Below are 26,012 nucleotides of genomic sequence, written 5' to 3'. Positions count from 1 at the left end.
GTTCAAGCGCGCTTGAACACCAGCGTGCCGTTGGTGCCCCCGAAGCCGAAGTTGTTCTTGACCGCGACGTCGATCTTCAGATCGCGCGCCTCGTTGGCGCAGTAGTCGAGATCGCACTCCGGATCCTGGTTGAAGATGTTGATGGTCGGCGGGCTCTTCTGCTCGTGCAGCGCCATCACGGTGAACACCGATTCAATGCCGCCCGCGCCGCCCAGCAGGTGGCCGGTCATGGACTTGGTCGAATTGACGACGAGCTTCTTCGCGTGATCGCCGAAGGCCAGCTTGACCGCGTTGGTCTCGTTGACGTCGCCGATCTGCGTGGAAGTGCCGTGCGCATTGAGGTATTGCACCTGGTCGGCATTGACGCCGGCGTTCGACAGCGCCATGGCCATCGAGCGGCGGGGGCCGTCGACGTCGGGCGCGGTCATGTGATACGCGTCGCCCGTCAGGCCAAAGCCTGCGACCTCTGCGTAGATCTTGGCGCCGCGAGCCTTGGCGTGTTCGTACTCCTCGAGCACCAGCACGCCGGCACCCTCGCCCAGCACGAAGCCGTCACGGTCCTTGTCCCACGGGCGCGAGGCCGTAGCCGGATCATCGTTGCGGGTGCTCAGTGCGCGAGGTGCGGTGAAGCCGCCGATGCCGAGCGGGGAAATGGTCGACTCCGCACCGCCAGCGATCATGACATCGGCGTCGCCGTATTCGATCATGCGAGCCGACGTGCCGATGGCATGCAGGCCGGTGGTGCAGGCGGTCACGACCGCGATGTTCGGGCCCTTGAAGCCGTACTTGATCGAGACGTGGCCGGAGATCATGTTGATGATCGAAGCCGGCACGAAGAACGGCGACACGCGGCGCGGGCCGCGGTTCATCAGCTCGCCATGCGTTTCCTCGATCATCGGCAGGCCGCCGATGCCGGAGCCGATGTTGCATCCGATGCGCACGGCCTGCTCATAGGAGAGCGCTTCGCCGGTCGGCAGTCCGCTGTCCTGCACCGCCTGGACGGCGGCGGCAAGCCCCAGATGAATGAAGCGGTCCATGTGACGCGCTTCTTTCTCCGAGATGTATTGGGTGATGTCGAAACCCTTGACCTCACCTGCGAACTTGCAGGCGAAGGCGCTTGCATCGAACGCGGTGATGTTCGCAATGCCCGACTTCCCGGCCAACAGGTTGGCCCAGGATTCGGCAACGGTGTTTCCGACAGGAGCGATGCAACCGAGTCCGGTAACGACGACGCGGCGTTTGGTCATGCCGGCAAACCTTTCTGAAAGCGCTGAACAGTTGCCTGTCGGCGCGTGCGGTTCAAGAAAAAGCCGCCGGCCGCAGTCGCAATGTTGTTGTCAGCTGGCCGATCAGGCCTTTTGATTCTTGGTGGCGTAGTCGACGGCGTTTTGCACCGTGGTGATCTTCTCGGCATCTTCGTCGGGAATTTCGATGCCGAATTCGTCTTCGAGTGCCATCACGAGTTCGACCGTGTCGAGAGAGTCGGCGCCGAGGTCAGCCACGAAAGCCTTTTCGTTCGTCACCTGGGACTCTTCCACGCCGAGTTGCTCGGCGATGATTTTCTTGACACGTGCTTCGATATCGCTCATTTGGTTCCCTCTGAGGGTTGTAGGTAATCGGTGGATTTTAGCCGGGCGCATTGTGGCATTTGCCGTGCCCCCGGTGCGGAGAAAACTTGCGCCTTGCGGCTACATGTGCATGCCGCCGTTGACGTGCAGCTCCTGCCCCGTGACGTAGGACGCCTGGGGCGATGCGAGGTACGCCACCGCGTGCGCGATGTCGGCCGGCTTTCCCAGGTGGCCCAGCGGGATCTGCTGGAGCAGCGCCTGTTGCTGGGCTTCGGGAAGGCTGGCCGTCATGTCGGTCTCGATGAAACCGGGTGCGACGCAGTTGACGGTGATGTTGCGGCTGCCCAGCTCGCGGGCCAGCGCACGGGTCATGCCCGCGACACCGGCCTTGGCGGCCGCGTAGTTGGCCTGGCCGGCGTTGCCGGAAGCGCCCACCACGCTGGTGATGCTGATGATGCGGCCGTAGCGCTGCTTCATCATCGGGCGGATCACCGCGCGCGACAGGGAGAAGACGGCCTTGAGATTGGTGTCGAGCACCGCGTCCCAGTCGCTGTCCTTCATGCGCATGGCGAGCGTGTCGCGCGTGATGCCGGCGTTGTTGACCAACACATGGATGGCGCCATAGGCCTGCACGATCTCGTCGATCAGCGCCTCGACAGCGGCGCCGTCATTGACGTCGAGCGCACGGCCGCGGCCGTCGTACGCGCTCAGGGCAGCAGTGATCTTGGCCGCGCCGTCGTCGGTGGTGCCGGTGCCCACGACCTTGAGGCCGCGCTGGGCCAGCTCCAGCGCGATCGCCGCGCCGATGCCGCGCGTCGCGCCGGTGACCAGGGCAACCTGCCCTTCGAATTTGGGAATGCTCATAGAAAAAGTATGGGAGCCTTGCGCCGGTCAGCCGGCGAGCGATTGTCGGGTGCCCGCGAGCGTTGCCGGGTCGTACACCGACGCGGCTTCCAGATCGGGGGCGATGCGCTTCACCATGCCGGCCAGCACCTTGCCAGGGCCGCACTCGATGATGGCGGCTACACCGCGCAGTTTCAAGGCCTGCACGCTCTCGACCCAGCGCACCGGGCCCGCAGCCTGACGCACCAGGGCGTCGCGGATGCGATCGGCGTCGGTTTCGACGGCGACGTCGATGTTGTTCAGCACCGGAATCTGCGGCGCGGCCAGCGTGATCGAAGCCAGTTTCTCGCGCAGCGCTTCCGCCGCGGGCTTCATCAGGCTCGAATGGAACGGCGCCGAAACCGGCAGCAGCAGCGCGCGCTTGGCGCCGTTGGCCTTCAGCAGCTCGCAGGCCTTGTCCACGGCGGCCTTGCTGCCGGCGATCACCGTCTGCATGGGGTCGTTGAAGTTCACCGCCTCGACGATTTCCGCGCTGCCGGCGCCGAAGCTGGCCGTGGCTTCCGCGCAGCCCGCGACCACCTTGCCCGACTCCATGCCGAGCACCGCAGCCATCGCACCGACGCCGACAGGCACCGCCTGCTGCATCGCCTGCGCGCGAAAACGCACGAGCGGCGCGGCCTGCGCGAGCGTCAGCACGCCCGAAGCCACCAGCGCCGAATATTCGCCGAGCGAATGGCCGGCCACGACGGATGGCGTTGCGCCGCCTTCCGCCAGCCAGGCTCGCCAAGCGGCGACACCCGCCACCAGCATCACCGGCTGGGTGTTCGTGGTGAGCGCCAGTTCTTCCTTCGGACCGTTCTTGATCAGCGCGCCGACGTCCTCGCCGAGTGCCTCGGAGGCCTCGCGCAGCGTTTCGGCCACGGCCGGATGGTCACCCCAGGCGTCGAGCATGCCGACTGCCTGCGAGCCCTGACCCGGAAAGACAAATGCAAAGGATTTCATTGTTTTATGCGTCGTCTCGCATTGCGGGCGCCCTCAGGGGCACCGCAACGCACTCACTAACTACAGATTCAATAGCACCGCGCCCCAGGTGAAGCCACCGCCCACGCCTTCGAGCATGAGCGTTTCGCCTTTCTTCACCTTGCCGGAGCGCACAGCCTCGTCGAGCGCCAGCGGAATCGAGGCGGCGGAGGTGTTGCCGTGTTCGTTGACCGTGACGATCAGCTTCTCGCGCGGAAGCCTCAGCTTCTTCGCGGTGCCTTCCATGATGCGGATGTTGGCCTGGTGCGGAATGAGCCAGTCGATGTCGGCATCGACCTTGCCGGCCTTGGCCAGCGTGGCGCGCGCCGCTTCCTCGAGCACGCGGACCGCGAGCTTGAAGACGGCCTGGCCGTCCATGTGCAGCAGCGGCGTGCCCAGCACATTACCGCCCGACACATGACCCGGCACGCAAAGAATGCCGACGTGCTTGCCGTCCGCATGCAGGTCGCTGGCCAGAATGCCGGGCTCCTCGCTGGCTTCGAGCACCACGGCACCCGCGCCGTCGCCGAACAGCACACAGGTGGTGCGGTCGTTGAAATCGAGGATGCGGGAGAACACTTCGGCACCGACCACCAGCGCGCACCGCGCTGTGCCGGTGCGGATCATCGCGTCGGCGACGGTGAGCGCGTAGACGAAGCCGCTGCAGACCGCCTGCACATCGAACGCAGGGCAGCCGGCAATGCCGAGCTTGTTCTGGAGGATGGCGGCCGACGACGGGAACACCATGTCGGGCGTGGAAGTGGCGACGATGATCAGGTCGACGTCGCTGGCCTTGCGGCCGGCAGCCTCCAGCGCGTGCCGGGCCGCCTCGAGACCGAGATCGCTGCTCGTGACATCGGGCGCGGCGAAATGCCGGGCATGAATGCCGGTGCGCTCGACGATCCACTGGTCGGAGGTTTCGATGCCTCGCGTAGCCAGATCCTTGGCGAGATCGTCATTGGTCACGCGGCGTGGAGGCAGGTAGCTGCCAGTGCCGGTAATGCGTGAATAAGGGGTCATCAAACGTGAAGGGCCGTCGCGTCGACCGGCGCCGCGGGTTCCTGCCGCGCGAGCAAAGGCGCGGCGTGGGCGATGCGGGCCCGCACGCGATCGAGCAGGTTGTTGCGAGCGGCATCATAAGCGCGATCCAGCGCATGACCGAAAGCCACCTCGTCAGCCGAGCCATGGCTCTTGAAAACCAGCCCGCGCAGCCCCAACAAGGCCGCACCGTTGTACCGACGATGATCCAAGCGACTTTTGAACGCTTTTAGAACCGGATAAGCAACAATTGCCGCAATCTTGGTAAAAAGACTCCGCGAGAATTCGACGCGAATGAACTCGCCGATCATCGAGGCCACGCCCTCGCTGGCCTTCAGCGCCACATTTCCAACGAAACCGTCACAAACGACGATGTCGGTCGTCCCCTTGAAGATATCGTTGCCTTCCACGTTGCCGTAGAAGTTCAGATCCTTGGAGTTGGCAGCTGTACGCAGCAGTTGGCTTGCCTTTTTGATCGTTTCGCTGCCCTTGATAGCTTCTTCGCCAATATTGAGCAGACCGACCGAAGGCGCTTCGTTGCCGGTGAGCGCCGACACCAGCGCCGAGCCGAGCACGGCGAACTGGAGCAGGTCTTCAGCGTCGCAATCGACATTTGCGCCCAGGTCGAGCACGGTCGTCGCCCCACCCTTGGCGTTGGGAAGCTGGGGCGCGATCGCGGGGCGATCAATGCCTTCGAGCGTCTTGAGCAGGTAGCGCGCAATCGCCATCAGGGCACCGGTGTTGCCAGCGGAGACGGCCGCTTGTGCGGCACCGTCCTTGACCTGCTGGATCGCGACGCGCATCGAAGAATCCTTCTTCTTGCGCAGGGCGATTTCAATTGGGTCGTCCATGCCCACGACTTCACTGGCGGCAACGATGCGGGCACGCGGGTGGGCGGCAAACCCGGCCAGCGCGGCCGGCGCGCCGACCAGCAGCAGGGAGGCGTCGCTGTGCCGCTCGAGAAACGCGCGGCAGGCCGCAAGCGTGACGCGCGGCCCATGGTCACCCCCCATGCAATCCACGGCGAGCGTGATTGCGGAAGGCGCAGCGGTGTTTTCGGGAAAAGAAGGCGTAGCCATCAAAACAAAGGCCCGACGCTACGGCAAAAGTAGCTTCGGGCCTTGGCCTTGGGATGCGGGATCAGGCTTCGGACTTGTTCTTGAGCACCTGGCGGCCACGGTAGAAACCGTTGGGGCTGATGTGGTGGCGCAGGTGGGTTTCGCCGGTGGTCGGCTCCACGGCGATGCCGGGCACGACCAGTGCATTGTGGGAACGGTGCATGCCGCGCTTGGAAGGCGACTTCTTGTTTTGCTGGACGGCCATGATGGCTCCTGGACTGTGAGGTTGGTGACTGGATGCGGGCTCAAGCGGTGGCAATACAAAAAACTTGGCGGCATGTATGGAATGCCCCTGTTGTTGTTTCGTGTATCGCTGCTCACGGCGGCGCGCGCGAAGCCCATGATTATAGCCCAGCCTGAGGCAAAGGGCTACTTCCCCTCTTCCGGCTTGCGCGAACGCAACGCGCCGAGCACTGCGAAGGGGTTCGGTTTGGCCTCTTCTGCGGCCTGGAAGTCCTCGTCGCTGGACGAAAGCTGCACCGGCGTGGGGCAGACGTCGTGGGCCGGCATGACGGGAATTTCCATCAGAAGCTCGTCCTCGATCAGGGCGTGCAGATCGAAATCCCGGCTCACGACGAGCAGGTCTTCCTCGGATTCCTCGTCTTCCGCCTCGGCAACCTCCTCGTTGGCCACGAAGCGGAACCAGCGGTCCACGGTAAGCGATGTATCTACCGGCGACAGGCAACGCTGGCAAACCAGCGGCACGACGGCCTCCGCTTCCAGATGCAGCCAGGGCACGGGCTTTCCGTCAGCGCCGGGGCGGTCTTCGCCGTGGGCCGTCCAGTTCACCACCGCATCGGGAGCGGGAGCAGCCAGTTCGGCGATCAGGCGTACGTATTTCGGAACCGGATCTGCGGCTTCCATCGTGGCGCCAGCGGCGGCGAAGCCGGGCACATTGAGCCTTTCGGGGGCGAATTCTCTCTTCATCCGCGCCAGTCTAGCGCGCCGGCCGCCCTGCCGGCATGGGGCATGCCTGAGGGTTTTGGGCAGCTCACGCACAATCGTCGCCATGCAACGCACCGTGATCCTTGCCTCTACCTCGCGCTATCGCCGCGAATTGCTCACCCGCCTGCGCCTGCCCTTCGACGTGCACTCGCCGGAAGTAGACGAAACACCCCTGCCCGGCGAAACGCCGCACGACCTCGCCGTCCGCCTCGCGCTCGAAAAGGCCAATGCCGTGGCCGCCCGCTTCCCCGAAGCCGTGGTCATCGGCTCGGACCAGGTGGCCGACCTCGCTGGCGAAGCGCTGGGCAAACCCGGCGACCACGAACGGGCCACCGCCCAGTTGCGCCGCATGCGCGGCCAGACGCTGATCTTCCAGACCGCCGTGGCCGTCGTCTGCAAGGCCACGGGCTTCGTCCAGCGCGACATCGCGCCCGTGCGCGTGGTGTTCCGCGACCTCGGCGACGCCGCCATCGAGCACTACCTGCAGGCCGAACAGCCCTACGACTGCGCCGGAAGCGCAAAAAGCGAAGGCCTGGGCATCGCGCTGCTGGATGCCATCGACAGCGACGACCCGACCGCGCTGGTCGGCCTGCCACTGATAAGAACCTGCCGGATGCTGCGCGCCGCGGGGGTCGACCTCCTATGACGATGACACAGAGGGAAAAGGGCAGGCTCTATCTCGTCCCCGCGCCGCTCGACTTCGGCTGCGAGACGCAAGCCCCGCTGCAGGACGCACTGCCGCTGGGCACCCTGCAGACGGCCGCCGGCATCACGCACTGGATCTGCGAGAACGCCAAATCCGCTCGCGCCTACCTGAAGCGCATCGACGCCGTCGCGCCGCTGGCCGCGCCCCTGCAGGCGCAGAACATCCAGGAGCTGCCGCGCGAAGTGCACAAGAAGGGCGATCACGCTGGCCAGTTCGACGCCCGTCCCCTGCTTGCCGCCGCGCTCGAAGGCCACGATGTCGGCCTGCTGAGCGAAGCCGGCATGCCGGCCGTGGCCGATCCAGGCTCGTCGGTGGCGCGCGCCGCGCACGACCTGGGCCTCACCGTGGTGCCGCTTAGCGGCCCCGTCTCGCTGCTGCTCGCGCTGGCCGCGAGCGGGCTCAACGGCCAGAACTTCGCCTTCGTCGGCTACCTGCCGCAGGACGCCGGCGAGCGCCAGGCCCGCATCCGCGAGCTCGAGGCGCTGGCGCTCAAGTCGGGCCAGACGCAGCTCTTCATCGAGACACCCTACCGCAACGCCGCGCTGCTGCAGGCGCTGATCCAGACGCTGCAGCACAACACCCGCCTCGCCGTCGCGCGCGGCCTGACGCTCGCCACCGCCAATGTGCGCAGCGAGACGGTCAAGTCCTGGCGCGCCGCGAAGCCCCAGCCCACGACAGACGAACGCCTGCCCGCCGTGTTCGCGATCGGCCGCTGACCATGGTGCTGGCCATTACCGCAGCCACGCGCTGGGCTTCGCGCGCGCAATTCTTCGCCGCCGGCTTCATCTTCGCGACCTGGGGCGTGCACGTGCCCACGGTCAAGGCGCACTACGGCATCGACGAGGCCCAGCTCGGCCTGGCCATGCTCGCGGCCGGGGCCGGCGCCATGTTCGGCCTGACCAGCGCGGGCCGCTGGATCGGCCGCCACGGTCCGCGCCGCGTGGCCGGCATCTGCGGCGTGGTCTACGCGCTGCTGCTGGCCGGCCTCATCGCCATGCCGGGCTACGCCGCGCTGCTGGTGCTGCTGGCCGCCTTCGGCCTCGTGACCAGTGTGTTCGACGTATCCATCAACACCGAAGCCGCACAACTCGAGCTGCATGGCGGCACGCCGCTGATGAGCGGCATGCACGGCATGTTCAGCCTGGGCGGCATGGCCGGCGCAGCGAGCGGCAGCGCCGCGCTGGCGGCCGGGCTCGGCGCCCAGGCGCACCTGCTGGTGGTCGCGGCCGCGATGACGGTGCTCGTCGCACTGGCCTCCACGCGCATGCTGCCCCGCCCCGCCACCAGCGGCGCGACCGAAGTCGACCACGGATTCCTGCTGCCCCGCGGCACGCTCGCCGTGCTGGGCGTGCTCGCCGCGCTGGGCCTGATCGCCGAAGGCGCGATCTACGACTGGAGCGTGCTCTACATGCAGCAGGAAATCGGCAGCCCGCAGCAACAGGCCGCACTGGCCTATGCGAGCTTCTCGGCCGCGATGGCGGCGGCGCGCTTCGGCGGCGATGCCCTGCGCGCCCGCTTCTCGCCGCGCGCATTGCTGCTCGGCAGCGGCCTGCTCGCCGCGGGCGCCATGGCGCTGGTGCTCATCACCGACCTGCCCTGGCTGGCGCTGGTCGGCTTCGCGGGGGTGGGCGTAGGTTTTGCGAACGTGGTGCCGATCCTGTTCTCGGCCTCCGCGAAGGTGCCGGGTATCGAGCCGGCGCGCGGCATCGCGTCGGTCTCGGCCGTGGCCTATCTGGGATTCATGGCAGGCCCCGCGGTGATCGGGCTGCTGGCGCGCGCGACCTCGCTGACGGCGGCGCTCTACGTGGTAGTGGTCTTCGCCGCGGCGCTGGCGGCATCGGCGCGCTACACGGCCAGCGGTAACCACGGCAGCCAAGAGAGACACTGAATCGTTCGTTCGCGAAACACCGCGAAACCGGCTTCGCCGGGCTGCAGGTGTTGCCCCCTCGCAAGGGGGTTGGCGCGCGCGACACGAAGTGCGCGAAGCCTGGGGGTCTACCTCAATACAGGCGTGGTCTGCATCAGGCGCACCGTGGTCTCGGCCATCGCCGCGCCGAACTTCTTGGCCAGCTTCTCGGCCACGTTGTCGCGCCGGGTGTAGTCGATCACCTCCTCGGCCTTGATCACTTCGCGCGCCACGTAGTCGACGTTGCCGAGCTGGTCGGCCAGGCCATACTCGACGGCTTGCTCGCCGCTCCAGAAGAGGCCGCTGAACAGGCCTGGAGTGTCGAGCTTGAGCCGGTCACCACGCCCGGCCTTCACTACATTGATGAATTGCGTGTGGATCTGGTCGAGCATGGTCTGCGCGTGCGCGCGCTGCGCATCGCTCATCGGGCTGAACGGATCGAGGAAGCCCTTGTTCTCGCCGGCCGTCAGCAGTCGGCGCTCGACGCCCACCTTCTCCATCACGCCGGTGAAGCCGAAGCCGTCCATCAGCACGCCGATGCTGCCGACGATGCTGGCCTTGTCGACGTAGATCTTGTCGGCCGCGGCGGCGATGTAATAAGCCGCCGAGGCGCAGGTTTCCTCGACCACGGCATAGACCGGCTTCTTGTACTTGGCCTTCAGGCGCTTGATCTCGTCGTTGATGATGCCGGCCTGCACCGGACTGCCGCCGGGCGAGTTGATCAGCAGGACCACGCCCTTGGCACCCTCGTCCTCGAAGGCGGTCTTCATCGCGGCAACCACGAACTCGGCGCTCGCGTCGCTGCCGTTGGCGATTTCGCCCTTGATCTCGACGACTGCCGTGTGGGCTGAGGTCTTGGCCGTGCTGGGCGTGCTTCGCGAGAACGCGGCCCAGGCCAGGAAGACGAAGAATGCCAGCCAGGCCAGGCGCGTGAAGGTCTTCCAGCGGCGCGTGGCCTTCTGCTCGTTCAGCGAGGCGAAGGCGAGCTTTTCGAGAGTGGCGCGCTCCCAACCGGGGCGCTGCGTGGGATCTTTGGCCATGTTCGTGGAAGGAGCCGGCTCAAATGGCTCGAACCCCGCGGGTTCGGTTCGGTTCGGGTCGGTCATGTCAGAAAGTCAGGGGGTGAAGGTTCCAGTCAGTATGCCAGTGCACCACGCCGTCATGCTCGCTCAGCGCGATCTTCACGAGGCCGCCGCGGCACGGGCCGCCCGCGCATTCGCCGGTGTCGGGCCTGTAGACCGCGCCATGCGTCGCGCACAGCAGCCACTGGCCGGTGTCGTCGAAGAAGCGGTCGGGCTGGAAGTCGAGTTCCATCGCGACGTGGCTGCAGCGGTTGAGAAACGCATGCGGCCGGCCCTCGAACCGTATCGCGAAGGCGCGGCAGGTCTCGCCGCCATAGATCACATCGAAGGGCACCGCCAGGCCGCCTTCGGCCAGGTCGGAGGCATTGCACAGCGGAATGCGTTCTTGATCGCTCATGGCGGCATCTTGATTGATTCGGTTCAGGCGTTTTCGAGAAGCCAGGCTTCGAGGTCGGCCACCGAGTGGGCGACGTGCAGCGGCTTGAATTCGTCGAAGCTCGCGGACTCGTGCGCGCCGTAGCTCACGCCCACGCTGGCGCAACCTGCGTTCTGCGCGAGCTGCAGGTCGTGCGTGGTGTCGCCGATCATCAGGATGCGCTCGGGCGGCACGTCGAGTTCTTCCATCAGCTCCAACAGCATGCGCGGATGCGGCTTGCCGAAGGTTTCGTCGGCGGTGCGCGAGGCGTCGAAGCGATCGCGCAGCGCAACCGACTTGAGCGCCTCGTTGAGGCCGCGGCGCGACTTGCCCGTGGCCACGGCCAGCTTGTGGCCGCGCTCACGCAGCGCGTCGAGCATCTGCAGCACGCCGTCGAAGAGCACGATGTCGTCCTGGTGCTGCAGGTAGTGGTAGCGGTAGCGCGCGCCGAGTTCGGGATATTTTTCCTTCGGCACGTCGGGCGCCGCGCGCGCGAGCGCCTCGGCCAGGCCGAGGCCGATCACCCAGGCGGCGTCGTTCTCGCTCGGCTTGGCGCCGCCGACGTCGATCACCGCGGCCTGGATGCAGCGCACGATCAGGCGGGTGGAGTCATAGAGCGTGCCGTCCCAGTCGAAGGTGATCAGGTCGAAGCGAAGAGGTCTGGTGGATTCAGTCATGAGCCGTGGGAGTGGGGTGTTGGGCCATCGCCTCGAGGGCGGCTGGCGGCATCAGCGAGAGCAGTTCGGGCGGCAGGCCGGCCTGCAGCGCCACGCGCTCACCGCTGGCCGGGTCATTGAACTGCAGCCGCCATGCATGGAGAAACATGCGCTGAAGGCCAAGCTTCTGCAGCGCGCGCTGGCGGTCTGATTCGCCGTACTTGTCGTCGCCCGCGATCGGATGGCCGGCCGAGGCCAGGTGAACGCGGATCTGGTGCGTGCGGCCGGTCTTGATCGTCACCGCCAACAGCGACATCGGCGCCGCGTCGCCCGGCAGCGAGAACTTTGCCAGCACGCGCACCAGCGTGACGGCGCGCATGGCGTCCGGATGGTCCTTGGCGACCACGCGCACGCGGCGCTCGCCCGCACCGGCCGAGCCGTCCGGCAGCAGGAATCTGGCGAGCGGTGCGTCGAGCACCTTCTTGTTGGCCGGCCAGGCGCCTTCGACCAGCGCCAGATAGGTCTTGCCGGTCTCGCGCTCGCGGAACTGGTCCTGCAATGCGACCAGCGCGCTGCGCTTCTTGGCGACCAGCAGGATGCCGGAGGTTTCACGATCGAGCCGGTGCACCAGCTCCAGGAACTTCGCCCCGGGCCGCGCGGTGCGCAGCTGCTCGATCACGCCGAAGCTCACGCCGCTGCCGCCATGGACGGCCGTGCCGGCCGGCTTGTCGACGGCCAGGACAGACTCGTCTTCCAGCAGGACCGGAAATTCGCGCGCCGGCGCGGGCGCGGTGGCGCCCTCTTCCGCGCGCTGCGAAATGCGGATCGGCGGCAGCCGCAGCACGTCGCCGGCCTCGATGCGGGTTTCGGCCTGCACCCGGCCCTTGTTGATGCGCACCTCGCCCGACCGGATGATCCGGTAGACGTGCGTCTTCGGAACGCCTTTCAGATGGCGGAAAAGGAAGTTGTCCAGCCGCTGCCCGGCGGATTCGGCATCGACCGTGAGGAACCTGATGGCCGAATGCGGCGCCCCGGCTTCGCCCGGGGTCTCGGGGCCTGCGGGATTTCGAGCAGCCGCGGGGCCTTGCTTCGCACCTATAATGTTTTTCACCAGCGCGGTCGTGTAAGTGCTTGATTAGACAGAAGTTTAGTCCACTGCCATCAAATACCCAGGGCGGCGCTGGGAGGTCGATGCCGCTTTGGCGCTCAGCTGCAAACCCCGCGCAACCGCGCAAAGTGGCAGAGCAGGCGCCCAAGTCAAGCCGACACCCACGAAACACCGATACGGAATACCCAGCCTGCAGCTATCAAGCTGCCGGCGGATCGAAGCGAGTCCCTTGTTGTGTTGATGCTGCTGATTCGAATGTGCCTGCACTGGCTTGCGCCGGTGGCTTCGGCCATTCAATCGTCCGCAGCGCGCGCCACCCTTGCGCAACCGGCTATCAAAAAGATAGCCACCCAACACCGAATCTGGCTCGCGCCCATCCACGCGCCCCCACCCCGGCTGTCTTCTTGAGCTAACGCTCGAGAAGCCTGCTCGCGCCCTGCGCGGCAGTGGCAGCATCCGGGGCCCAAGCGGCAATTCCCTGGTTTCGCGGGCGTCGTCCGTGCATCGTTGGCTCGTCAAGGGCCTGTAGAACGATACATATAAGGACAACGCATCATGAAGCGGATGCTGATCAATGCCACGCAGGCCGAAGAACGCCGCCTGGCCATCGTCGACGGGCAGAAACTGCTCGACTACGAAATCGAAATCGAAGGGCGCGAACAGCGCAAGGGCAACATCTACAAGGCGGTCGTGACCCGCGTCGAGCCCTCGCTCGAAGCCTGTTTCGTCGACTACGGCGAAGACCGCCACGGCTTCCTGCCGTTCAAGGAAATCTCCAAGCAGTATTTCGCCGAAGGCGTGTCGGCCAGCCAGGCCCGCATCCAGGACGCGATCCGCGAAGGCCAGGAACTCACGGTACAGGTCGAGAAGGAAGAGCGCGGCAACAAGGGCGCGGCCCTCACCACCTTCATCTCGCTGGCCGGCCGCTATGTCGTGCTGATGCCGAACAACCCCCGCGGCGGTGGTGTCTCGCGCCGCATCGAGGGCGACGACCGCGCCGAACTCAAGGAGGCGATGGACCAGCTCGAGTACCCGAAGGGCATGAGCATCATCGCGCGCACCGCCGGCATCGGCCGCTCGGCGCCCGAACTCCAGTGGGACCTGAACTACCTGCTCAAGCTCTGGAGCGCCATCGACGGCGCGACCAAGGGCGGCAAGGGCGCCTTCCTGATCTACCAGGAATCCTCACTCGTCATCCGCGCCATCCGTGACTACTTCAATCACGACATCGGCGACATCCTCATCGACACCGACGACATCTACGACCAGGCGCAGCAGTTCATGGCGCACGTCATGCCCGAGCATGCCTCGCGCGTGAAACGCTACCGCGACGACGCGGCGCTGTTCAGCCGCTTCCAGATCGAACACCAGATCGAATCGGCCTACGCCCGCACCGTGCAGCTGCCCTCGGGCGGCGCCATCGTGATCGACCACACCGAAGCACTGGTCTCGGTCGACGTGAACTCGGCCCGCGCCATCAAGGGTGGCGACATCGAAGAGACCGCCACCCGCACCAACCTCGAAGCCGCCGACGAAGTGGCCCGCCAGATGCGCCTGCGCGACCTGGGCGGCCTGATCGTCATCGACTTCATCGACATGGACGAGTCGAAGAACCGCCGCGAAGTCGAAAGCCGCCTGCGCGACGCGCTCCGGCAAGACCGTGCCCGCGTGCAGTTCGGCTCGATCAGCAAGTTCGGCCTGATGGAAATGAGCCGCCAGCGCCTGAAGCCGGCACTGAGCGAAGGCTCGTCGATCCCCTGCCCCCGCTGCGGCGGCTCGGGCCACATCCGCGACACCGAATCGAGCGCGCTGCAGATCCTGCGCATCATTCAGGAAGAGTCCATGAAGGACAACACCGCCGCCGTGCACGTGCAGGTACCGGTGGAAGTGGCCTCCTTCCTGCTGAACGAGAAGCGCACCGAGATCGCCAAGATCGAACTCAAGCAGCGCGTGAGCGTGCTGATGGTGCCCAACAAGACGCTCGAAACGCCCAACTACAAGCTCGAGCGCCTGAAGCACGACGACCCGCGCCTCGACCACATCGAAGCCAGCTACAAGATGGCCGACGAGATCGAGGACCCGACCTCGGTCACCCGCCGCTCGCAGGAGCCCACCAACAAGCAGACGCCGGTCATCAAGGGCGTGCTGCCCGACGCGCCCGCGCCCGTGGTGCAGCCCAAACCCGAAGCGGTGCGCGCACCTGCCGCTGCGGCACCGGTCGCTCCGCCCGTGGTGAGCGCACCCGTCCCGGCGCAAACCGGTTTCTTCGCCTGGATCAAGAACCTGTTCGGCGGCTCGCCGGCTCCGGCTGCGGCACCCGCGCCGGCCGCCATTCCGGTCGAGGCACCGAAGCCCCGCCGCGATGGCCGACCCGGTCGTGACGGCGAAGCACGCGGCGGCGCGCGTGACGGCGAACAGCGCCGTGGTGGTCGTGGCGGCGAAGGCCGTGGCGAAGGCCGCGGCGAGAACGGCGGACGCCAGGGCGGTCGCGACGGCGAACAACGCCGCGGCGGCCGTGGCGGCGAGCGCCGCGAAGGTCGCAATGAAGGCCGCAACGGCGAACAGCGCAACGAGCAACGCAGCGAAGGTGCCGGCAGCCAGCCGCGCGAACAACGCGAGCCCCGTGAGGCACGCGCACCGCGCGACGGCGAACAGCGCCGCAACGGACGTGGCGAGCGCCGTGAAGGCGAAGGCCGCGAAGGCCGCAGCAGCGTGCTGCCAGCCGACGCACTGGAAGGCACCAACCTCGAAACCCAGCAACCGGCAGGTGCGGTCGCGGGCGACGAAGGCAACGCAGCGGAGCGCGCACCGCGCGCCCGCGGCGAGCGTCGTGAACGCGGCGAACGCAATGAGCGCGGTGAACGTGGCGAACGCAATGGCGACCGCGAACGCAACGCAGTCGAAGCCGGCGAAGGCGAGCAGCGCCAGCCCCGCACCGGCCGCGACGAGCAGCGCGCCCCCCGTGGCGAGCGCAATGACCGCAACGACGGCCGTCGCGAACGCCGCAACGGCGATGCGACGCAAGCCGAAGCGGATGCACGCGGCGCCGAAGCCGCTGCAGCCAACGTCGAGCAAGGCAGCGAAGCCGCCATCAACGGCAGCGACGAGCAAGCACCGCGCCGCGACGGCGAAGAGCGCCGTGGCCGCTCGCGTGACCGCTATGGCCGCGACCGCCGCGAACGTGGTCCGCGCGAAGAAGCCGAAGCCGGCGCCGCAGTGGCTTCCGCTGACGACTTCTCGCAACAGGAGCCCCAGCAGCAACTGCCGCTGGCGTCCGAGCGCATCGAAGCCGTGGAAGCCGTTGCCGTGACGACGGAAGTCCGCGAGGCACCGCAGCAACAGCAGCCCCGCGCCGAGCGCCCCGCGCCGGTCGTCGCCGTTGCTGCCGCGGCAGCCGAGCAGATCGTGATCGAAAGCGCCTCCGCCAAGGCACCCGCAGGCGCCAACGGCCGTGCGCTGCCCAAGGTCCAGCCCTTCGAGCTGCCGCTGGCCGAACTCTCGCAGATCGCCGAAAGCTCGGGCCTGCAGTGGGTCAACTCGGACGCGGAGCGCATCGCGCAGGCACGCGCAGCGATCGAGGCCGAGCCGAAGCCGGTGCACGTGCCGCGCGAGCGCCCGCCACTGGTCGTGCTCGACGAAGGCCCGCTGGTGCTGGTGGAAACCCGCCGCGACCTCGGTTCGATGTCGCTGCCGTTCGAACAAGAGCAGCAACGCAGCCTCTGAGCCGGTAGACCACCGGCTCGAAAACAGGAACGGCGCCTCTGGCGCCGTTTTTTTATGCCTGCCTGCATCAGGATGGTTCGGGCATCTCCAGGACCAACTGACCGAACCGGCAAGCGCATTCGATTTTGCCCGCCTCGCTCCAGATCAGCGAGAAATCACGCTCGGCAAAGCCGGCAAGCCATGGCGCCCGTCGACGATCTTCATGCCCGGCTCAACGTCGGCTTCGGGCTGGTGATGCTCTACGGAGGCGTCGGCGTGTGGCTACTGGCCTGCCTCAGCTGGCTGGTCTTCGGCAGCGGCAGCGGCAAGAAGAGGCCGTCGGTGCTGCCCGCGTGCCCTCAAGCCGACTTCAGGAGTTCTCGACCTGTGCCGCGCGCTTCCAGGCCTCGGCGGCCTGCTCGGCGTCGTCGCGGTCTTCGGCCAGCTGGGCAAGTGCGAGCCAGGCGCGGCGATAGAGCTCGGTGTCCTGCAGGCCCATGCCGGCCTGCATCAGCAGCTGCTGTGCCTTGCCCCAGAGCTGGCGCTTCATGCAGGCCATGCCCGCGAGGTACTGCAGGTTCGCGTCGCGCGGGTTGTTGCGCTGCGCGCTCTCGATGCGCGCGAGCCATTCGGCGTCCACCGAATCGAGCCCCGCTTCGAGCGCACGCGCCAGCTTGACGCGCAGCGCGTCGCCCAGCGCGCGCGGATTGGCCACCATGCGCTCCCAGGCCGGCAGCAGCCAGCCGCGTGCCAGCGCCAGGTCGCCACGCAGCGCGACCATGCGCTGCGCCGCATGGATCGCCACCTCGGGCATCTCGCGCTCGTTGGCATCGAGTTCCGTCCATGCGCGCAGCAGCTGGGCCGGATCATGCGCGCCCGACAGCAGTTCGGTGGCGAGGCCGCGCACGATGCTCTGCGCGGCCGCTTCCGAGAAGGCCCGGTGCTTGGCCAGCAGGCGCGCGGTTTCGAGCGCTTCGAGCGTGCGGCGATCCTGGCGTGCCGCCTTGAGGCGCAGGCGCAGTGCGAGCGTGCGGCGTTGCGCACCCTGCGGGAGTTCTTCGAGCCTTGCAAGCGCGACGGCTGCGTCGCGGTCTTCGAGCGCCCAGCGCGCCGCGCGCAGCTGCACGCCTTCGCGCGTCTCCGGGCTGGCGAGCAGAGTGCGGTCGGAGCTTTCGTTGAGAGCCTGCTGCAGGTGCGCATCGCGCGCGGCCTTGTCCTGCAGCGCCTGTGCGCTCTCGGCCGCGAGCAGGTGCGAGAGCACGCGAACCTGCTGCGCCTGCGGCAGGCTGGCGCCGAGCGCGGCCAGCGTTTTTTCCTGCGTGAGTGCGGCCTGCGCGGCCTTGCGTGCGCGCGAGAAGCGGCCGGAGATGAGCTGCACCATCGCGTCGAGCAGGGCTGCGTGCAGGGTGCGCTCCTTCTGCTGCAGCCGCCACTGGCGCGCCTGCTTCGGCAGCGAGAACAGCGCTGCGAGAGCGCGCAGCGCGGCATGCAGCAGCACGAAGACCACCAGCAGGATCACGAGCACGAGGTTCAGCGAAAGATCGACGCGCCATGGCGGCCAGAACACGGTGATCGTGCCCTGGTTGTTGCCTGCGAAGAGAGCGACTGCCGCCGCGACGGCGAAGAGGGCAAGAAGCCAGATTGCTGCGCGCATGGATGTCCGATCAGCGCCCTGCTGCGGCAGTCGCCAGGGCCGCCAGCGTGTCGTCGATGCGGACCGGCTCGGTCGACTTCACCAGCGACTGCAGCTGCTGCAGCAGCGTGGCGGCGGCCTGGGTGCGGCGCGATGCGGGGTCGAAGTAGCGGTTGAGCGATGCGGTCACCTGCGACAGCTCGCTGCGCGTGGCTTCCATCTGCCGCGACAGCAGCGACAGGCGCGCGTTGAGCAGCTTGAGCTTGAGGTTCTCGCGCAGGAAGTATGACTGCTCGGGCGCCAGCAGGATCGCCTCCGGGCTCTGGATGCGGCCCACGCGCACCAGCGAGCGGGCCTCGCCACGCACAGTGAGCAGCACGCGGCGCCACCAGGGCGCGTCGGCGGGAATGGGCTCCTGCTGCCATGCATTGGTGCCGGTGCCGCGCACGGCCACCGCGTTGAGCGTGGGCAGGTCGTCGACGTTGCGCATCAGCTCGTCGAGCTTCTGCAGCGCCTCGGCGCCGTCGTTGCTGGCGCCGCTGCGCAGGCGGTCGGCGTCGCGCTGCATGGCGCGCTGAAGGGGCGTGAGCCGTGGCTGCGCGGCGCGGGCGATGCGCGTGTCGCCGGCCTTGAGCGCGGCCAGCAGCGGCTCGACGCTGCCAGTGACCTGCGCCTGCTGCAGGGCCAGCCGAACGGCCGACTCGATGTCGACGACGAGATTCTCGTCGCGCGAACGCGAGAGGCTCTGGATGAGTTCCTCGAGCTGCGAGCGCTGCAGCGCGACTTCGGCCACGCGGGTCTCGACCAGCGCCACGCGGGCCGAGGCATCGCGCACGGTGTCGCTGGCCTGGCGGGCCAGCGTGCGCGCCTCCATCGACTGCGCGATGGCGTCGGCGCTCTGGCGCGCCAGCTGCTCCTTCATGCCGCCGACCTTCTGCCACAGCGCGATGGACATCAGCAGCGCGACGAGCGCCACCAGGGCCACGAGGGCGAATCCGATGCGGGAAAGGAGCAGTGCTCCGGCGGCCTGCGCGGCCGGCGTCTGGTGGGGTGCCAGCGGGGCGGGCACCGGCGCCGTGGCAGCGGATGGGGAAGAAGGAAGATCGTCTGTGGGGGACGCGGCGCTCATGCCAAGGATTCTATCGACGCGACCAGCGCCTCCAGCAGCGGCGTGCATACACGCAACGCCCCGAAACCCGCGCCACGCGCGGCTTCGCCGATGCGGGCATGCGTGGCCACCGCGCTCGCGGCATGCCATTGCACGCCCGGCATCGCGCGCTGCAGATTGCCAATGGCCTCCGAGCTGCTGAAGAGCCAGATCGCGCGGCCTTCGGCACCGTCCATCGCGAGCCGGTGTTGTACGACGTCCAGCGATGGCGGCAGCCTGCGATAGGCCACCACGGTGTCGCGGTGGCCCCCTGCCGCATCGATCTCCCTGGCCAGCCAGTCGCGGCCGGCCGGTTGCCCGGCTTCGTCGCCGCCGCGCACGATCAGCACGCGCACGCCCTTCGAGACCTGTGCGTGGACGCGCTCCCACAGCGCCTCGGAATCGAAGCGCGTGGCCCCGGGAGGCGGCGCGTCGACGGATTCGGGCGGCACGCCTGCGCGCAGCAGGGCGCGCGCGGTGCCGGGGCCGGTCGCCCAGAAGCGGCACCCTGCCAGCGAACCGGCGGTGCCCCTGTGCTGGAAGAAATGCTCGACGGCCGTGGCGCTCACGAACATCAGCGCAGCGTAGTCCGCGAGTTGCCGCCACGCGGTGCGCAGCGGCTCGATGTCCGTCGCAGGCTCGATCACGATGAGCGGCAGCGCCACCGCGTCGATCCCCGCGGCGCGCAGATCGCTCACCCATTGCGCCGCTTCGCGCGCCGGCCGCGTGACGATGACGGGGCGGCCGGTCATGCGATGACCACCGGTATCAGTGGGCTCCGCCGGCGCGCAGCAGCGCCGCGGCATGCACGCCGAGCGCGTCGGCCTGGGCGAAGTCGCCGGCGGGTGCCAGCGCATGCACCTTCACCAGCGGCGCGTTGCCCTCGGGGTCGCCCCAGGCGGCATCGATGCGCAGCGCGCCGTCGGCCTGCCAGCGTGCGTGGGCCGCGAGAGGCATGGAGCAGCTGCCGCCCATCGCGCGGCTCACGGCGCGCTCGGCGGCGGTGGAGAGCCAGTCGCCCCTGTGGGTCAGTGAGCCAAGCACTTCGATGAGCTCCTTGCGGTCGGCGCGCACCTCGATGCCGAGTGCGCCCTGCCCCGCGGCGGGCAGCATGGTGTCGGCGTCGAAGGCCACGCGGATGCGGCTTTCCAGCCCGAGCCGCTTGAGCCCGGCCGCGGCCAGCACGATGGCGTCGTACTGCCCCTCGTCGAGCTTGCGCAGGCGGGTGTCGAGGTTGCCCCGCAGCGGTTCGATGCGCAGGTCGGGCCGCAGGGCGCGCAGCAGCGCCATGCGGCGCAGGCTGGAAGTGCCGACGACGGCGCCCCGCGGCAGTGCGTCCAGTGATTCGTAACGGGGGGAGACGAGCGCGTCGCGCGGGTCCTCGCGCTCCAGCACGCAGGCCAGCACGAAGCCTTCGGGCAGGTCCATCGGCACGTCCTTCAGCGAATGGACGGCGATGTCGGCACGACCTTCTTCGAGCGCGAGTTCGAGCTCCTTCACGAAGAGCCCCTTGCCGCCCACCTTGCTGAGCGTGCGGTCGAGGATCTGGTCGCCGGTGGTGGTCAGGCCCAGCAGGCTGACCGTGTGGCCTCTTTCTTGCAGAAGCGCCTGCACGTGTTCGGCTTGCCACAGTGCCAGGCGGCTTTCGCGCGTGGCGATGACGATATTGCTCAAGAGCGGCCTTAAAAGTACGTGTTCAAAACCGCGGGAATGCTAGCATGTTGCGCCGCAACAACGAAGACGGCACTCCATTCAAGAAGTCCAGGACAAACATCGAATGAAAGCCAGCAAGACACCTGCTCCGCCCAAGCGCCGCCAGGCCGAAGACCAGCCTCTGATCGACGACATCCGGCTGTTGGGCCGGATCCTCGGCGACGTGATCCGGGAGCAGGAGGGAGAAGAGACATATGCGTTGGTCGAGAAGATCCGCACCCTCTCCGTGGCTTTCCGCCGCGATGCGGACCATGCGGCCGACCGGGCGCTGAAGAACCTGCTCAAGGGGCTGAGCGCCGCCGAGACGGTGCGCGTGATCCGCGCCTTCACCTACTTCAGCCACCTGGCCAATCTTGCGGAAGACCGCCACCAGATCCGCCGCCGCACCGAGACCGAGCGCGCCGGCGAGAGCGTCGAGGGCGACCTGCAGACCGCCCTCGCGCGCATCCGCAAGGCGGGAGTGAAGCCCGACGACATCGTCGCCTCGCTGGCCCACAGCTACGTCTCGCCGGTGCTCACCGCGCACCCCACCGAAGTGCAGCGCAAGAGCATCCTCGATGCCGAGCGCGCCATCGCGCAACTGCTGACGGCACGCGACGAGATCAGGCTGCGCCAGGACGCCTACGCGGGTGGAAAGGACGCGCTCACGCCCATCGAGTTTGCCGAGAACGAAACGCAGATGCGCATCCGCGTCACGCAGATCTGGCAGACGCGCCTGCTGCGGTTTTCCAAGCTCACCGTGGCCGACGAGATCGAGAACGCGCTGAGCTACTACGAAGCCACCTTCCTGCGCGAGATACCGCGCGTGTACGCCGATCTGGAGAAAGCACTGGCACAAGGCGGCAAGGCGGCTTCCGTTGCGCCCTTCCTGCGCATGGGCCAGTGGATCGGCGGCGACCGCGACGGCAACCCCAACGTCACGGCCGAGACGCTCGAATACGCGCTGAGCCGCCAGAGCGAGCTGGCGCTGCGCCATTACCTCACCGAGGTGCACTACCTCGGCGGCGAGCTGTCGCTGTCGGCCACGCTGGTTGACGTGTCGGTGGAAATGCAGGCGCTGGCCGAGCGTTCGCCCGACACCAGCGAGCACCGCAAGGACGAGCCCTACCGCCGGGCGCTGACCGGCGTGTATGCGCGCCTGGCGGCTACGCTGCGCGAGCTGACCGGCGGCGAGGCCGCGCGCCATGCCGTCGCGCCACAGAACCCGTACGCGAGCGCCGAAGAGTTCCTGGCCGACCTGCGCACGATTGCCGAGTCGCTGGAAGAAAAGCACGGCAGCGTGCTCGCCGCGCCGCGCCTGCTGCCGCTGATCCGCGCGGTGGAGGTGTTCGGCTTCCACCTGGCCACGGTCGACCTGCGCCAGAGTTCCGACAAGCACGAGGCCGTGATCGCCGAGCTGCTGGCCACCGCGCGCATCGAGCCCTCGTATGCCTCGCTGGCCGAAGAAGCCAAGCAGACGCTGCTGCTCAAGCTGCTAGACGACGCCCGCCCGCTGCGCGTGCCCGACGCCGACTACTCGCCGCTCGCCAAAAGCGAGCTGGCCATCTTCTCGGCAGCGCGCACCGCGCGTGCGCGCTACGGCGCCGCCGCCATCCGCCACTACATCATCAGCCACACCGAGACGGTGAGCGACCTGCTCGAGGCCCTGCTGCTGCAGAAGGAAGCGGGCCTGCTGCGCGGCGCGATGGACGGCAAGGCCACCTGCGACCTGATCGTGGTGCCGCTGTTCGAAACCATCGAAGACCTGCGCAACGCCGCGCCCATCGTGCGCGCCTTCTATGCGCTGCCGAACATCCAGGCGCTCATCGAGCGCTCGGGCGCCGAGCAGGACGTGATGCTGGGCTACTCCGACAGCAACAAGGACGGCGGCATCTTCACCAGCAACTGGGAGCTGTACCGCGCAGGCATCGCGCTGGTGTCGCTGTTCGACGAGCTGAACAGGAAGAAGGCCAACCCTATCCGCCTGCGCATGTTCCATGGCCGAGGCGGCACGGTGGGACGCGGCGGCGGCCCAAGCTACCAGGCCATCCTCGCGCAGCCGCCAGGCACGGTGCGCGGCCAGATCCGGCTGACCGAGCAGGGCGAGGTCATCGGCTCGAAGTACGCCAACCGCGAGATCGGCCGGCGCAACCTCGAGACGCTGGTGGCCGCCACGCTGGAGGCCACGCTGCTGCCGCAGGGCAAGTCGGCACCCGCCAACTTCCTCTCGGCCGCGGGCGAGCTTTCGGCGGCGAGCATGGCGGCCTACCGCAAGCTGGTCTACGAGACGCCGGGCTTCGGCGACTACTTCTTCGGCTCCACGCCGATCCGCGAGATCGCCGAACTCAACATCGGCTCGCGCCCCGCGTCGCGCAACCCCAGCCACAAGATCGACGACCTGCGCGCGGTGCCGTGGAGCTTCAGCTGGGGACAGTGCCGCCTCACCATTCCGGGCTGGTTCGGCTTCGGCTCGGGCGTGGAGCAGTTCCTGGCCGCAGCGGGCAACGCGGCCGGCCGCAAGGAGCGCCAGGCGCTGCTGCAGCGCATGTACGCGCAGTGGCCGTTCTTCCGCACGCTGCTGTCGAACATGGACATGGTGCTCGCCAAGAGCGACCTCGCGCTGGCCTCGCGCTATGCCGAGCTGGTCACCGACCGCAAGCTGCGCCAGAAGGTGTTCTCGATGATCGAGGCCGAGTGGCACCGCACCTCCGACGCGCTCTCACTCATCACCGGCGCGAAGCAGCGGCTCGAAGGCAACGCCGAGATGCAGCGCTCGGTGCGCCACCGCTTCCCGTACATCGACCCGCTGCACCACCTGCAGGTCGAGCTGATGCGGCGATACCGCGCGGGCGACGGCGGCGAGCGGCTGCAGCGCGGCATCCACATCTCGATCAACGGGGTGGCAGCGGGCCTGCGCAACACGGGCTGATGCGCTTCGCCGCGCCATGAACGAAGACGGGCCCGGCGGGCCCGTCTTTCTTCTTGCGGCGGGGGCATAGACTCGCAGCCCCACTCACCCATCGCGACCAAAAGGAAAAGCCATGAAGGGCTCCTGCCTGTGCGGCACCGTCCGATACGAGGCCGCGCGCCTCGCCGGCCCCATCGTCCATTGCCACTGCGCGACGTGCCGCAAGGCGCACAGCGCCGCTTTCACCACCACCGCGCGCATCGACCGCGCCGATTTCCGCTGGACCGCCGGCGAAGAGGCCATCGGCTCCTTCGAATCGACGCCCGGCAAGCTGCGCCACTTCTGCACCCGCTGCGGCACGCACCTCGTGGCCGAGTGGGTGGAAAAGCCGCAGGTCATCCTGCGCCTGGGCTCGCTAGACGACGACCCGGGACAGCGCCCCGCATCGCACATCTGGACGTCGCACGAGGTGCCGTGGCTCGACCACGAGACGCAGATTCCGTCATTCCCCGAAGCGCCTCCGGCGAAGGCGTGAACGCATGAGCACGAAGATCGGCTTTCGCCGCAGGCTCATCGTCGCCATCCTGCTGTGCGTGGCGGTGGGCGGCGCGGTGGTGCGGCACTACGCGGCGCCGGGCTCGACCACGCGCGACATCGCGACGCTGCTGATGGTGCTGTGGGTGCCGATCATCGGCAACGTGATCGCATGGCTGATCGGCAAGTGGCCGCGCCGTGCGCCGCCTGCCGCGCCGCCGGGCTTCGATGCGCTGGGCGCCTTCACGCCTGGCGCGCTGGCGGAGATCACATTCCGCAAGCCCGCCCTGCCCTCGCAGGACACGCCCATCGCGCCGGGCGAATACCGCTGCGCACTGGTGCTCGACAAGGAAGGCTTCTCGGCGCGCTGGATGGTGCCGGCGGGTGATGCGCTGGAGCGCGGCAAGCCGGCCGCGCTCGAAGTCGAGTTCCTCTCGCCCGCCGTCGCGCTGCCTCGCTTTCAGCCCGGTACAACCTTTCGCGTACTGATCGGCGATTCCTTCGTCGCCGATGGCCGGATATTGCAATTGCGACCCGCGCCCAGCTAGGCCGCCGCGGAGGCCCCGTGGATGGCGATAGCCACCAAAAGGGCCCATTGTTCATTCCCGGGAAACTGTCTACTGCCGCGTGGCACCTTTGTCGCAAGCGCGACGGCTCGCACACTCCATGCCTCTTCAACGGCATCGGTGCGCGCGCCAATGCCGACGCTTCCAAGGACAGCTCCCCATCATGATGAATTCACCCAGCAGCAACCCGTGCATCGACGAGCTCGGGGCACCGGTGCAGGCCGCGGCAACGCCTGTTCCGGCCTCACGCTCCGCGTGGCTCGCCGTCGGCTCCATCGCCGTCGGCACCTTCGCGATGGTCTCGACCGAGTTCATGCCCATCGGCCTTCTCACCGACATCGCGCGCGGCCTCAACGTGTCCGACGGCACGGCCGGCCTGATGGTCACCATGCCCGGCGTGCTCGCCGCATTCGCGGGTCCAGCGCTGATCGTCGCCTCGGGCAAGCTCGATCGCCGCACGGTGCTGATCGCGCTCACCACCTTGCTGATCGCATCGAACCTGCTCGCGGCCTTCGCGCCCAACTTCGCCACCATGCTGGTGGCGCGCCTGCTGCTCGGCCTGTGCGTGGGTGGCTTCTGGACCTTCGCGCCCGCCGCCGCCACGCAGCTGGTGCCGCATGCCTCGCAGGCGCGCGCGATGTCGATCGTGCTGGCCGGCGTGTCGGCTGCCACGGTGCTCGGCGTGCCGGCCGGCTCCTTCCTCGGCACGCTGTTCGGCTGGCGCGCTTCGTTCGCCGTGACCGGCGCGCTCGCAGCCGCCGTGCTGCTGGTGCAGCTGTGGCTGCTGCCTTCGATCCCGCCTGTGCGCGCCATCGGCGCACGCGACCTGCTCACGCCGCTCACGCGCCGCATGGCGCAGGTCGGCCTGCTCGCGGTGCTGTTCTTCATCGCCGGCCACTTCGCCGCCTACACCTACCTGAAGCCGCTGCTGCAGCAGGTGTTCGGCCTCGCGCCCAACTCGGTGTCGACGCTGCTGCTCGTCTACGGCGCGGTGGGCTTCGTCGGCACCTTCCTCGGCGGCAGCCTGGTGGCGCGCAGCGTGCGCGGCACCACCCTGCTGGCGGCGCTGATGCTCGCCACCGCCCTGCTGCTGACGACGGTGATCGGTTCCGGCTTCGTGCCCGGCGCGGTGGTGGTCGTGATCTGGGGCGTGGCCTTCGGCCTGATCCCGGTGGCGCTCACCGGCTGGATGATGGAAGCGGTGCCCGACGCCCCCGAGGCCGGCCAGGCCCTGCTTGTGAGCGGCTTCCAGGTGGCGATCGCCTCCGGCGCGCTGATCGGCGGCGTGACGGTCGACAGCTTCGGCATCTCCAGCGCGATGGTGCTCAGCGGCGTGCTGGTGCTGATCGCTGCGCTGATCGTCGGCACGCTGGGCCGTGCGCGCGGCGGTGCCTCGCTGGCGGCCATGCCCGAGTAAGCACGAGC

At 68.1% G+C, this 26,012-nt stretch carries 24 protein-coding genes; 8 read left to right on the top strand and 16 right to left on the bottom strand.

From position 1 onward, the window contains the following. Positions 1–2: 2 nt before the first annotated feature. The 8 genes from fabF to QMO14_RS14150 form a co-directional block, all read right to left on the bottom strand. On the bottom strand, positions 3–1,247 hold the full coding sequence (gene fabF / locus QMO14_RS14185; RefSeq protein ID WP_301507840.1) for a beta-ketoacyl-ACP synthase II: 1,245 nt from the start codon (positions 1,245–1,247) through the stop codon (positions 3–5). Positions 1,248–1,349: 102 nt separating this feature from the next. Next, positions 1,350–1,589: an acyl carrier protein gene (gene acpP, locus QMO14_RS14180; RefSeq protein ID WP_007830471.1), complete on the bottom strand. Its 240-nt coding sequence runs from the start codon at positions 1,587–1,589 to the stop codon at positions 1,350–1,352. Between the two features lie 99 nt (positions 1,590–1,688). Further along, positions 1,689–2,432, bottom strand: a complete 744-nt coding sequence (gene fabG, locus QMO14_RS14175) for a 3-oxoacyl-ACP reductase FabG (protein WP_093205043.1) — start codon at positions 2,430–2,432, stop codon at positions 1,689–1,691. A 27-nt stretch (positions 2,433–2,459) separates the two neighbouring features. After that, positions 2,460–3,413 (bottom strand): ACP S-malonyltransferase, encoded by a 954-nt coding sequence (gene fabD / locus QMO14_RS14170; RefSeq protein WP_301507839.1) that lies wholly within the window; start codon positions 3,411–3,413, stop codon positions 2,460–2,462. Positions 3,414–3,473: 60 nt separating this feature from the next. Beyond that, positions 3,474–4,451 (bottom strand): beta-ketoacyl-ACP synthase III, encoded by a 978-nt coding sequence (locus QMO14_RS14165; RefSeq protein ID WP_301507838.1) that lies wholly within the window; start codon positions 4,449–4,451, stop codon positions 3,474–3,476. Beyond that, positions 4,451–5,548 carry a phosphate acyltransferase PlsX gene (plsX, locus tag QMO14_RS14160; RefSeq protein ID WP_301507837.1) on the bottom strand — a complete coding sequence of 366 codons (1,098 nt, stop codon included), beginning with the start codon at positions 5,546–5,548 and terminating at the stop codon, positions 4,451–4,453. The genes QMO14_RS14165 and plsX overlap by 1 nt, the downstream gene beginning before the upstream one ends. 61 nt (positions 5,549–5,609) lie before the next feature. Further along, complete coding sequence (rpmF, locus tag QMO14_RS14155; protein WP_007830466.1) at positions 5,610–5,792, bottom strand: 50S ribosomal protein L32; 183 nt, start codon at positions 5,790–5,792, stop codon at positions 5,610–5,612. A gap of 164 nt (positions 5,793–5,956) precedes the next feature. Continuing rightward, positions 5,957–6,514 carry a DUF177 domain-containing protein gene (locus QMO14_RS14150; RefSeq protein ID WP_301507873.1) on the bottom strand — a complete coding sequence of 186 codons (558 nt, stop codon included), beginning with the start codon at positions 6,512–6,514 and terminating at the stop codon, positions 5,957–5,959. An 82-nt stretch (positions 6,515–6,596) separates the two neighbouring features. Between QMO14_RS14150 and QMO14_RS14145 the strand changes: the two genes are divergently transcribed. From QMO14_RS14145 to QMO14_RS14135, 3 genes are read left to right on the top strand one after another with little or no spacing between them, the layout of a single operon-like run. Beyond that, positions 6,597–7,178, top strand: coding sequence for a Maf family nucleotide pyrophosphatase (locus QMO14_RS14145; RefSeq protein ID WP_301507836.1), 582 nt, complete (start codon positions 6,597–6,599; stop codon positions 7,176–7,178). Positions 7,179–7,180: 2 nt separating this feature from the next. Next, on the top strand, positions 7,181–7,954 hold the full coding sequence (locus tag QMO14_RS14140) for an SAM-dependent methyltransferase (RefSeq protein ID WP_301507835.1): 774 nt from the start codon (positions 7,181–7,183) through the stop codon (positions 7,952–7,954). Positions 7,955–7,959: 5 nt separating this feature from the next. Continuing rightward, positions 7,960–9,126 (top strand): MFS transporter, encoded by a 1,167-nt coding sequence (locus QMO14_RS14135; RefSeq protein WP_301507872.1) that lies wholly within the window; start codon positions 7,960–7,962, stop codon positions 9,124–9,126. A 107-nt stretch (positions 9,127–9,233) separates the two neighbouring features. On the opposite strand, the gene QMO14_RS14130 is transcribed toward QMO14_RS14135, so the two are convergent. From QMO14_RS14130 to QMO14_RS14115, 4 genes are read right to left on the bottom strand one after another with little or no spacing between them, the layout of a single operon-like run. Continuing rightward, a complete protein-coding gene (locus QMO14_RS14130; RefSeq protein WP_301507834.1) occupies positions 9,234–10,250 on the bottom strand; it encodes a S49 family peptidase in 1,017 nt (338 codons plus the stop codon). Between the two features lies 1 nt (position 10,251). Then, entirely contained in the window at positions 10,252–10,623 is a 372-nt protein-coding gene (locus QMO14_RS14125) for a Rieske 2Fe-2S domain-containing protein (RefSeq protein ID WP_301507833.1), read from the bottom strand. A gap of 23 nt (positions 10,624–10,646) precedes the next feature. Then, positions 10,647–11,318 (bottom strand): HAD family hydrolase, encoded by a 672-nt coding sequence (locus QMO14_RS14120; RefSeq protein WP_301507832.1) that lies wholly within the window; start codon positions 11,316–11,318, stop codon positions 10,647–10,649. Further along, positions 11,311–12,408: an RluA family pseudouridine synthase gene (locus QMO14_RS14115; RefSeq protein ID WP_301507831.1), complete on the bottom strand. Its 1,098-nt coding sequence runs from the start codon at positions 12,406–12,408 to the stop codon at positions 11,311–11,313. The genes QMO14_RS14120 and QMO14_RS14115 overlap by 8 nt, the downstream gene beginning before the upstream one ends. A 552-nt stretch (positions 12,409–12,960) precedes the next feature. Between QMO14_RS14115 and QMO14_RS14110 the strand changes: the two genes are divergently transcribed. Beyond that, on the top strand, positions 12,961–16,128 hold the full coding sequence (locus QMO14_RS14110) for an Rne/Rng family ribonuclease (protein ID WP_301507830.1): 3,168 nt from the start codon (positions 12,961–12,963) through the stop codon (positions 16,126–16,128). Positions 16,129–16,477: 349 nt separating this feature from the next. On the opposite strand, the gene QMO14_RS14105 is transcribed toward QMO14_RS14110, so the two are convergent. The 4 genes from QMO14_RS14105 to hemC are packed head-to-tail and all read right to left on the bottom strand — an operon-like array spanning position 16,478 to position 20,561. Then, positions 16,478–17,761, bottom strand: coding sequence for a heme biosynthesis protein HemY (locus QMO14_RS14105; protein ID WP_301507829.1), 1,284 nt, complete (start codon positions 17,759–17,761; stop codon positions 16,478–16,480). Positions 17,762–17,771: 10 nt separating this feature from the next. Further along, positions 17,772–18,869 (bottom strand): uroporphyrinogen-III C-methyltransferase, encoded by a 1,098-nt coding sequence (locus QMO14_RS14100; RefSeq protein WP_301507828.1) that lies wholly within the window; start codon positions 18,867–18,869, stop codon positions 17,772–17,774. Beyond that, entirely contained in the window at positions 18,866–19,639 is a 774-nt protein-coding gene (locus QMO14_RS14095) for a uroporphyrinogen-III synthase (RefSeq protein ID WP_301507827.1), read from the bottom strand. The genes QMO14_RS14100 and QMO14_RS14095 overlap by 4 nt, the downstream gene beginning before the upstream one ends. A 16-nt stretch (positions 19,640–19,655) precedes the next feature. After that, the gene (hemC, locus tag QMO14_RS14090) at positions 19,656–20,561 is read right to left on the bottom strand and encodes a hydroxymethylbilane synthase (protein WP_301507826.1); all 906 of its coding nucleotides are present in this window, start codon (positions 20,559–20,561) and stop codon (positions 19,656–19,658) included. 103 nt (positions 20,562–20,664) lie between these two features. On the opposite strand from hemC, the gene ppc reads away from it, so the two are divergent. The 4 genes from ppc to QMO14_RS14070 all read left to right on the top strand — a co-directional run bounded on the left by ppc (position 20,665) and on the right by QMO14_RS14070 (position 26,004). Further along, complete coding sequence (gene ppc / locus QMO14_RS14085; RefSeq protein WP_301507825.1) at positions 20,665–23,508, top strand: phosphoenolpyruvate carboxylase; 2,844 nt, start codon at positions 20,665–20,667, stop codon at positions 23,506–23,508. Positions 23,509–23,620: 112 nt separating this feature from the next. Then, positions 23,621–24,022 (top strand): GFA family protein, encoded by a 402-nt coding sequence (locus QMO14_RS14080; RefSeq protein ID WP_301507824.1) that lies wholly within the window; start codon positions 23,621–23,623, stop codon positions 24,020–24,022. A 4-nt stretch (positions 24,023–24,026) separates the two neighbouring features. Then, on the top strand, positions 24,027–24,569 hold the full coding sequence (locus QMO14_RS14075) for a hypothetical protein (RefSeq protein ID WP_301507823.1): 543 nt from the start codon (positions 24,027–24,029) through the stop codon (positions 24,567–24,569). Between the two features lie 181 nt (positions 24,570–24,750). Beyond that, positions 24,751–26,004 carry an MFS transporter gene (locus tag QMO14_RS14070; protein WP_301507822.1) on the top strand — a complete coding sequence of 418 codons (1,254 nt, stop codon included), beginning with the start codon at positions 24,751–24,753 and terminating at the stop codon, positions 26,002–26,004. Positions 26,005–26,012: the final 8 nt, after the last annotated feature.

It is taken from the genome of Variovorax sp. CAN15 (genome assembly GCF_030462475.1).
In the GTDB taxonomy this organism is placed as follows: Bacteria; Pseudomonadota; Gammaproteobacteria; order Burkholderiales; family Burkholderiaceae_C; genus Variovorax.
The sequence above is the reverse complement of the archived record's forward strand: the minus strand, read 5'-3'. Positions and strand labels throughout refer to the sequence as shown.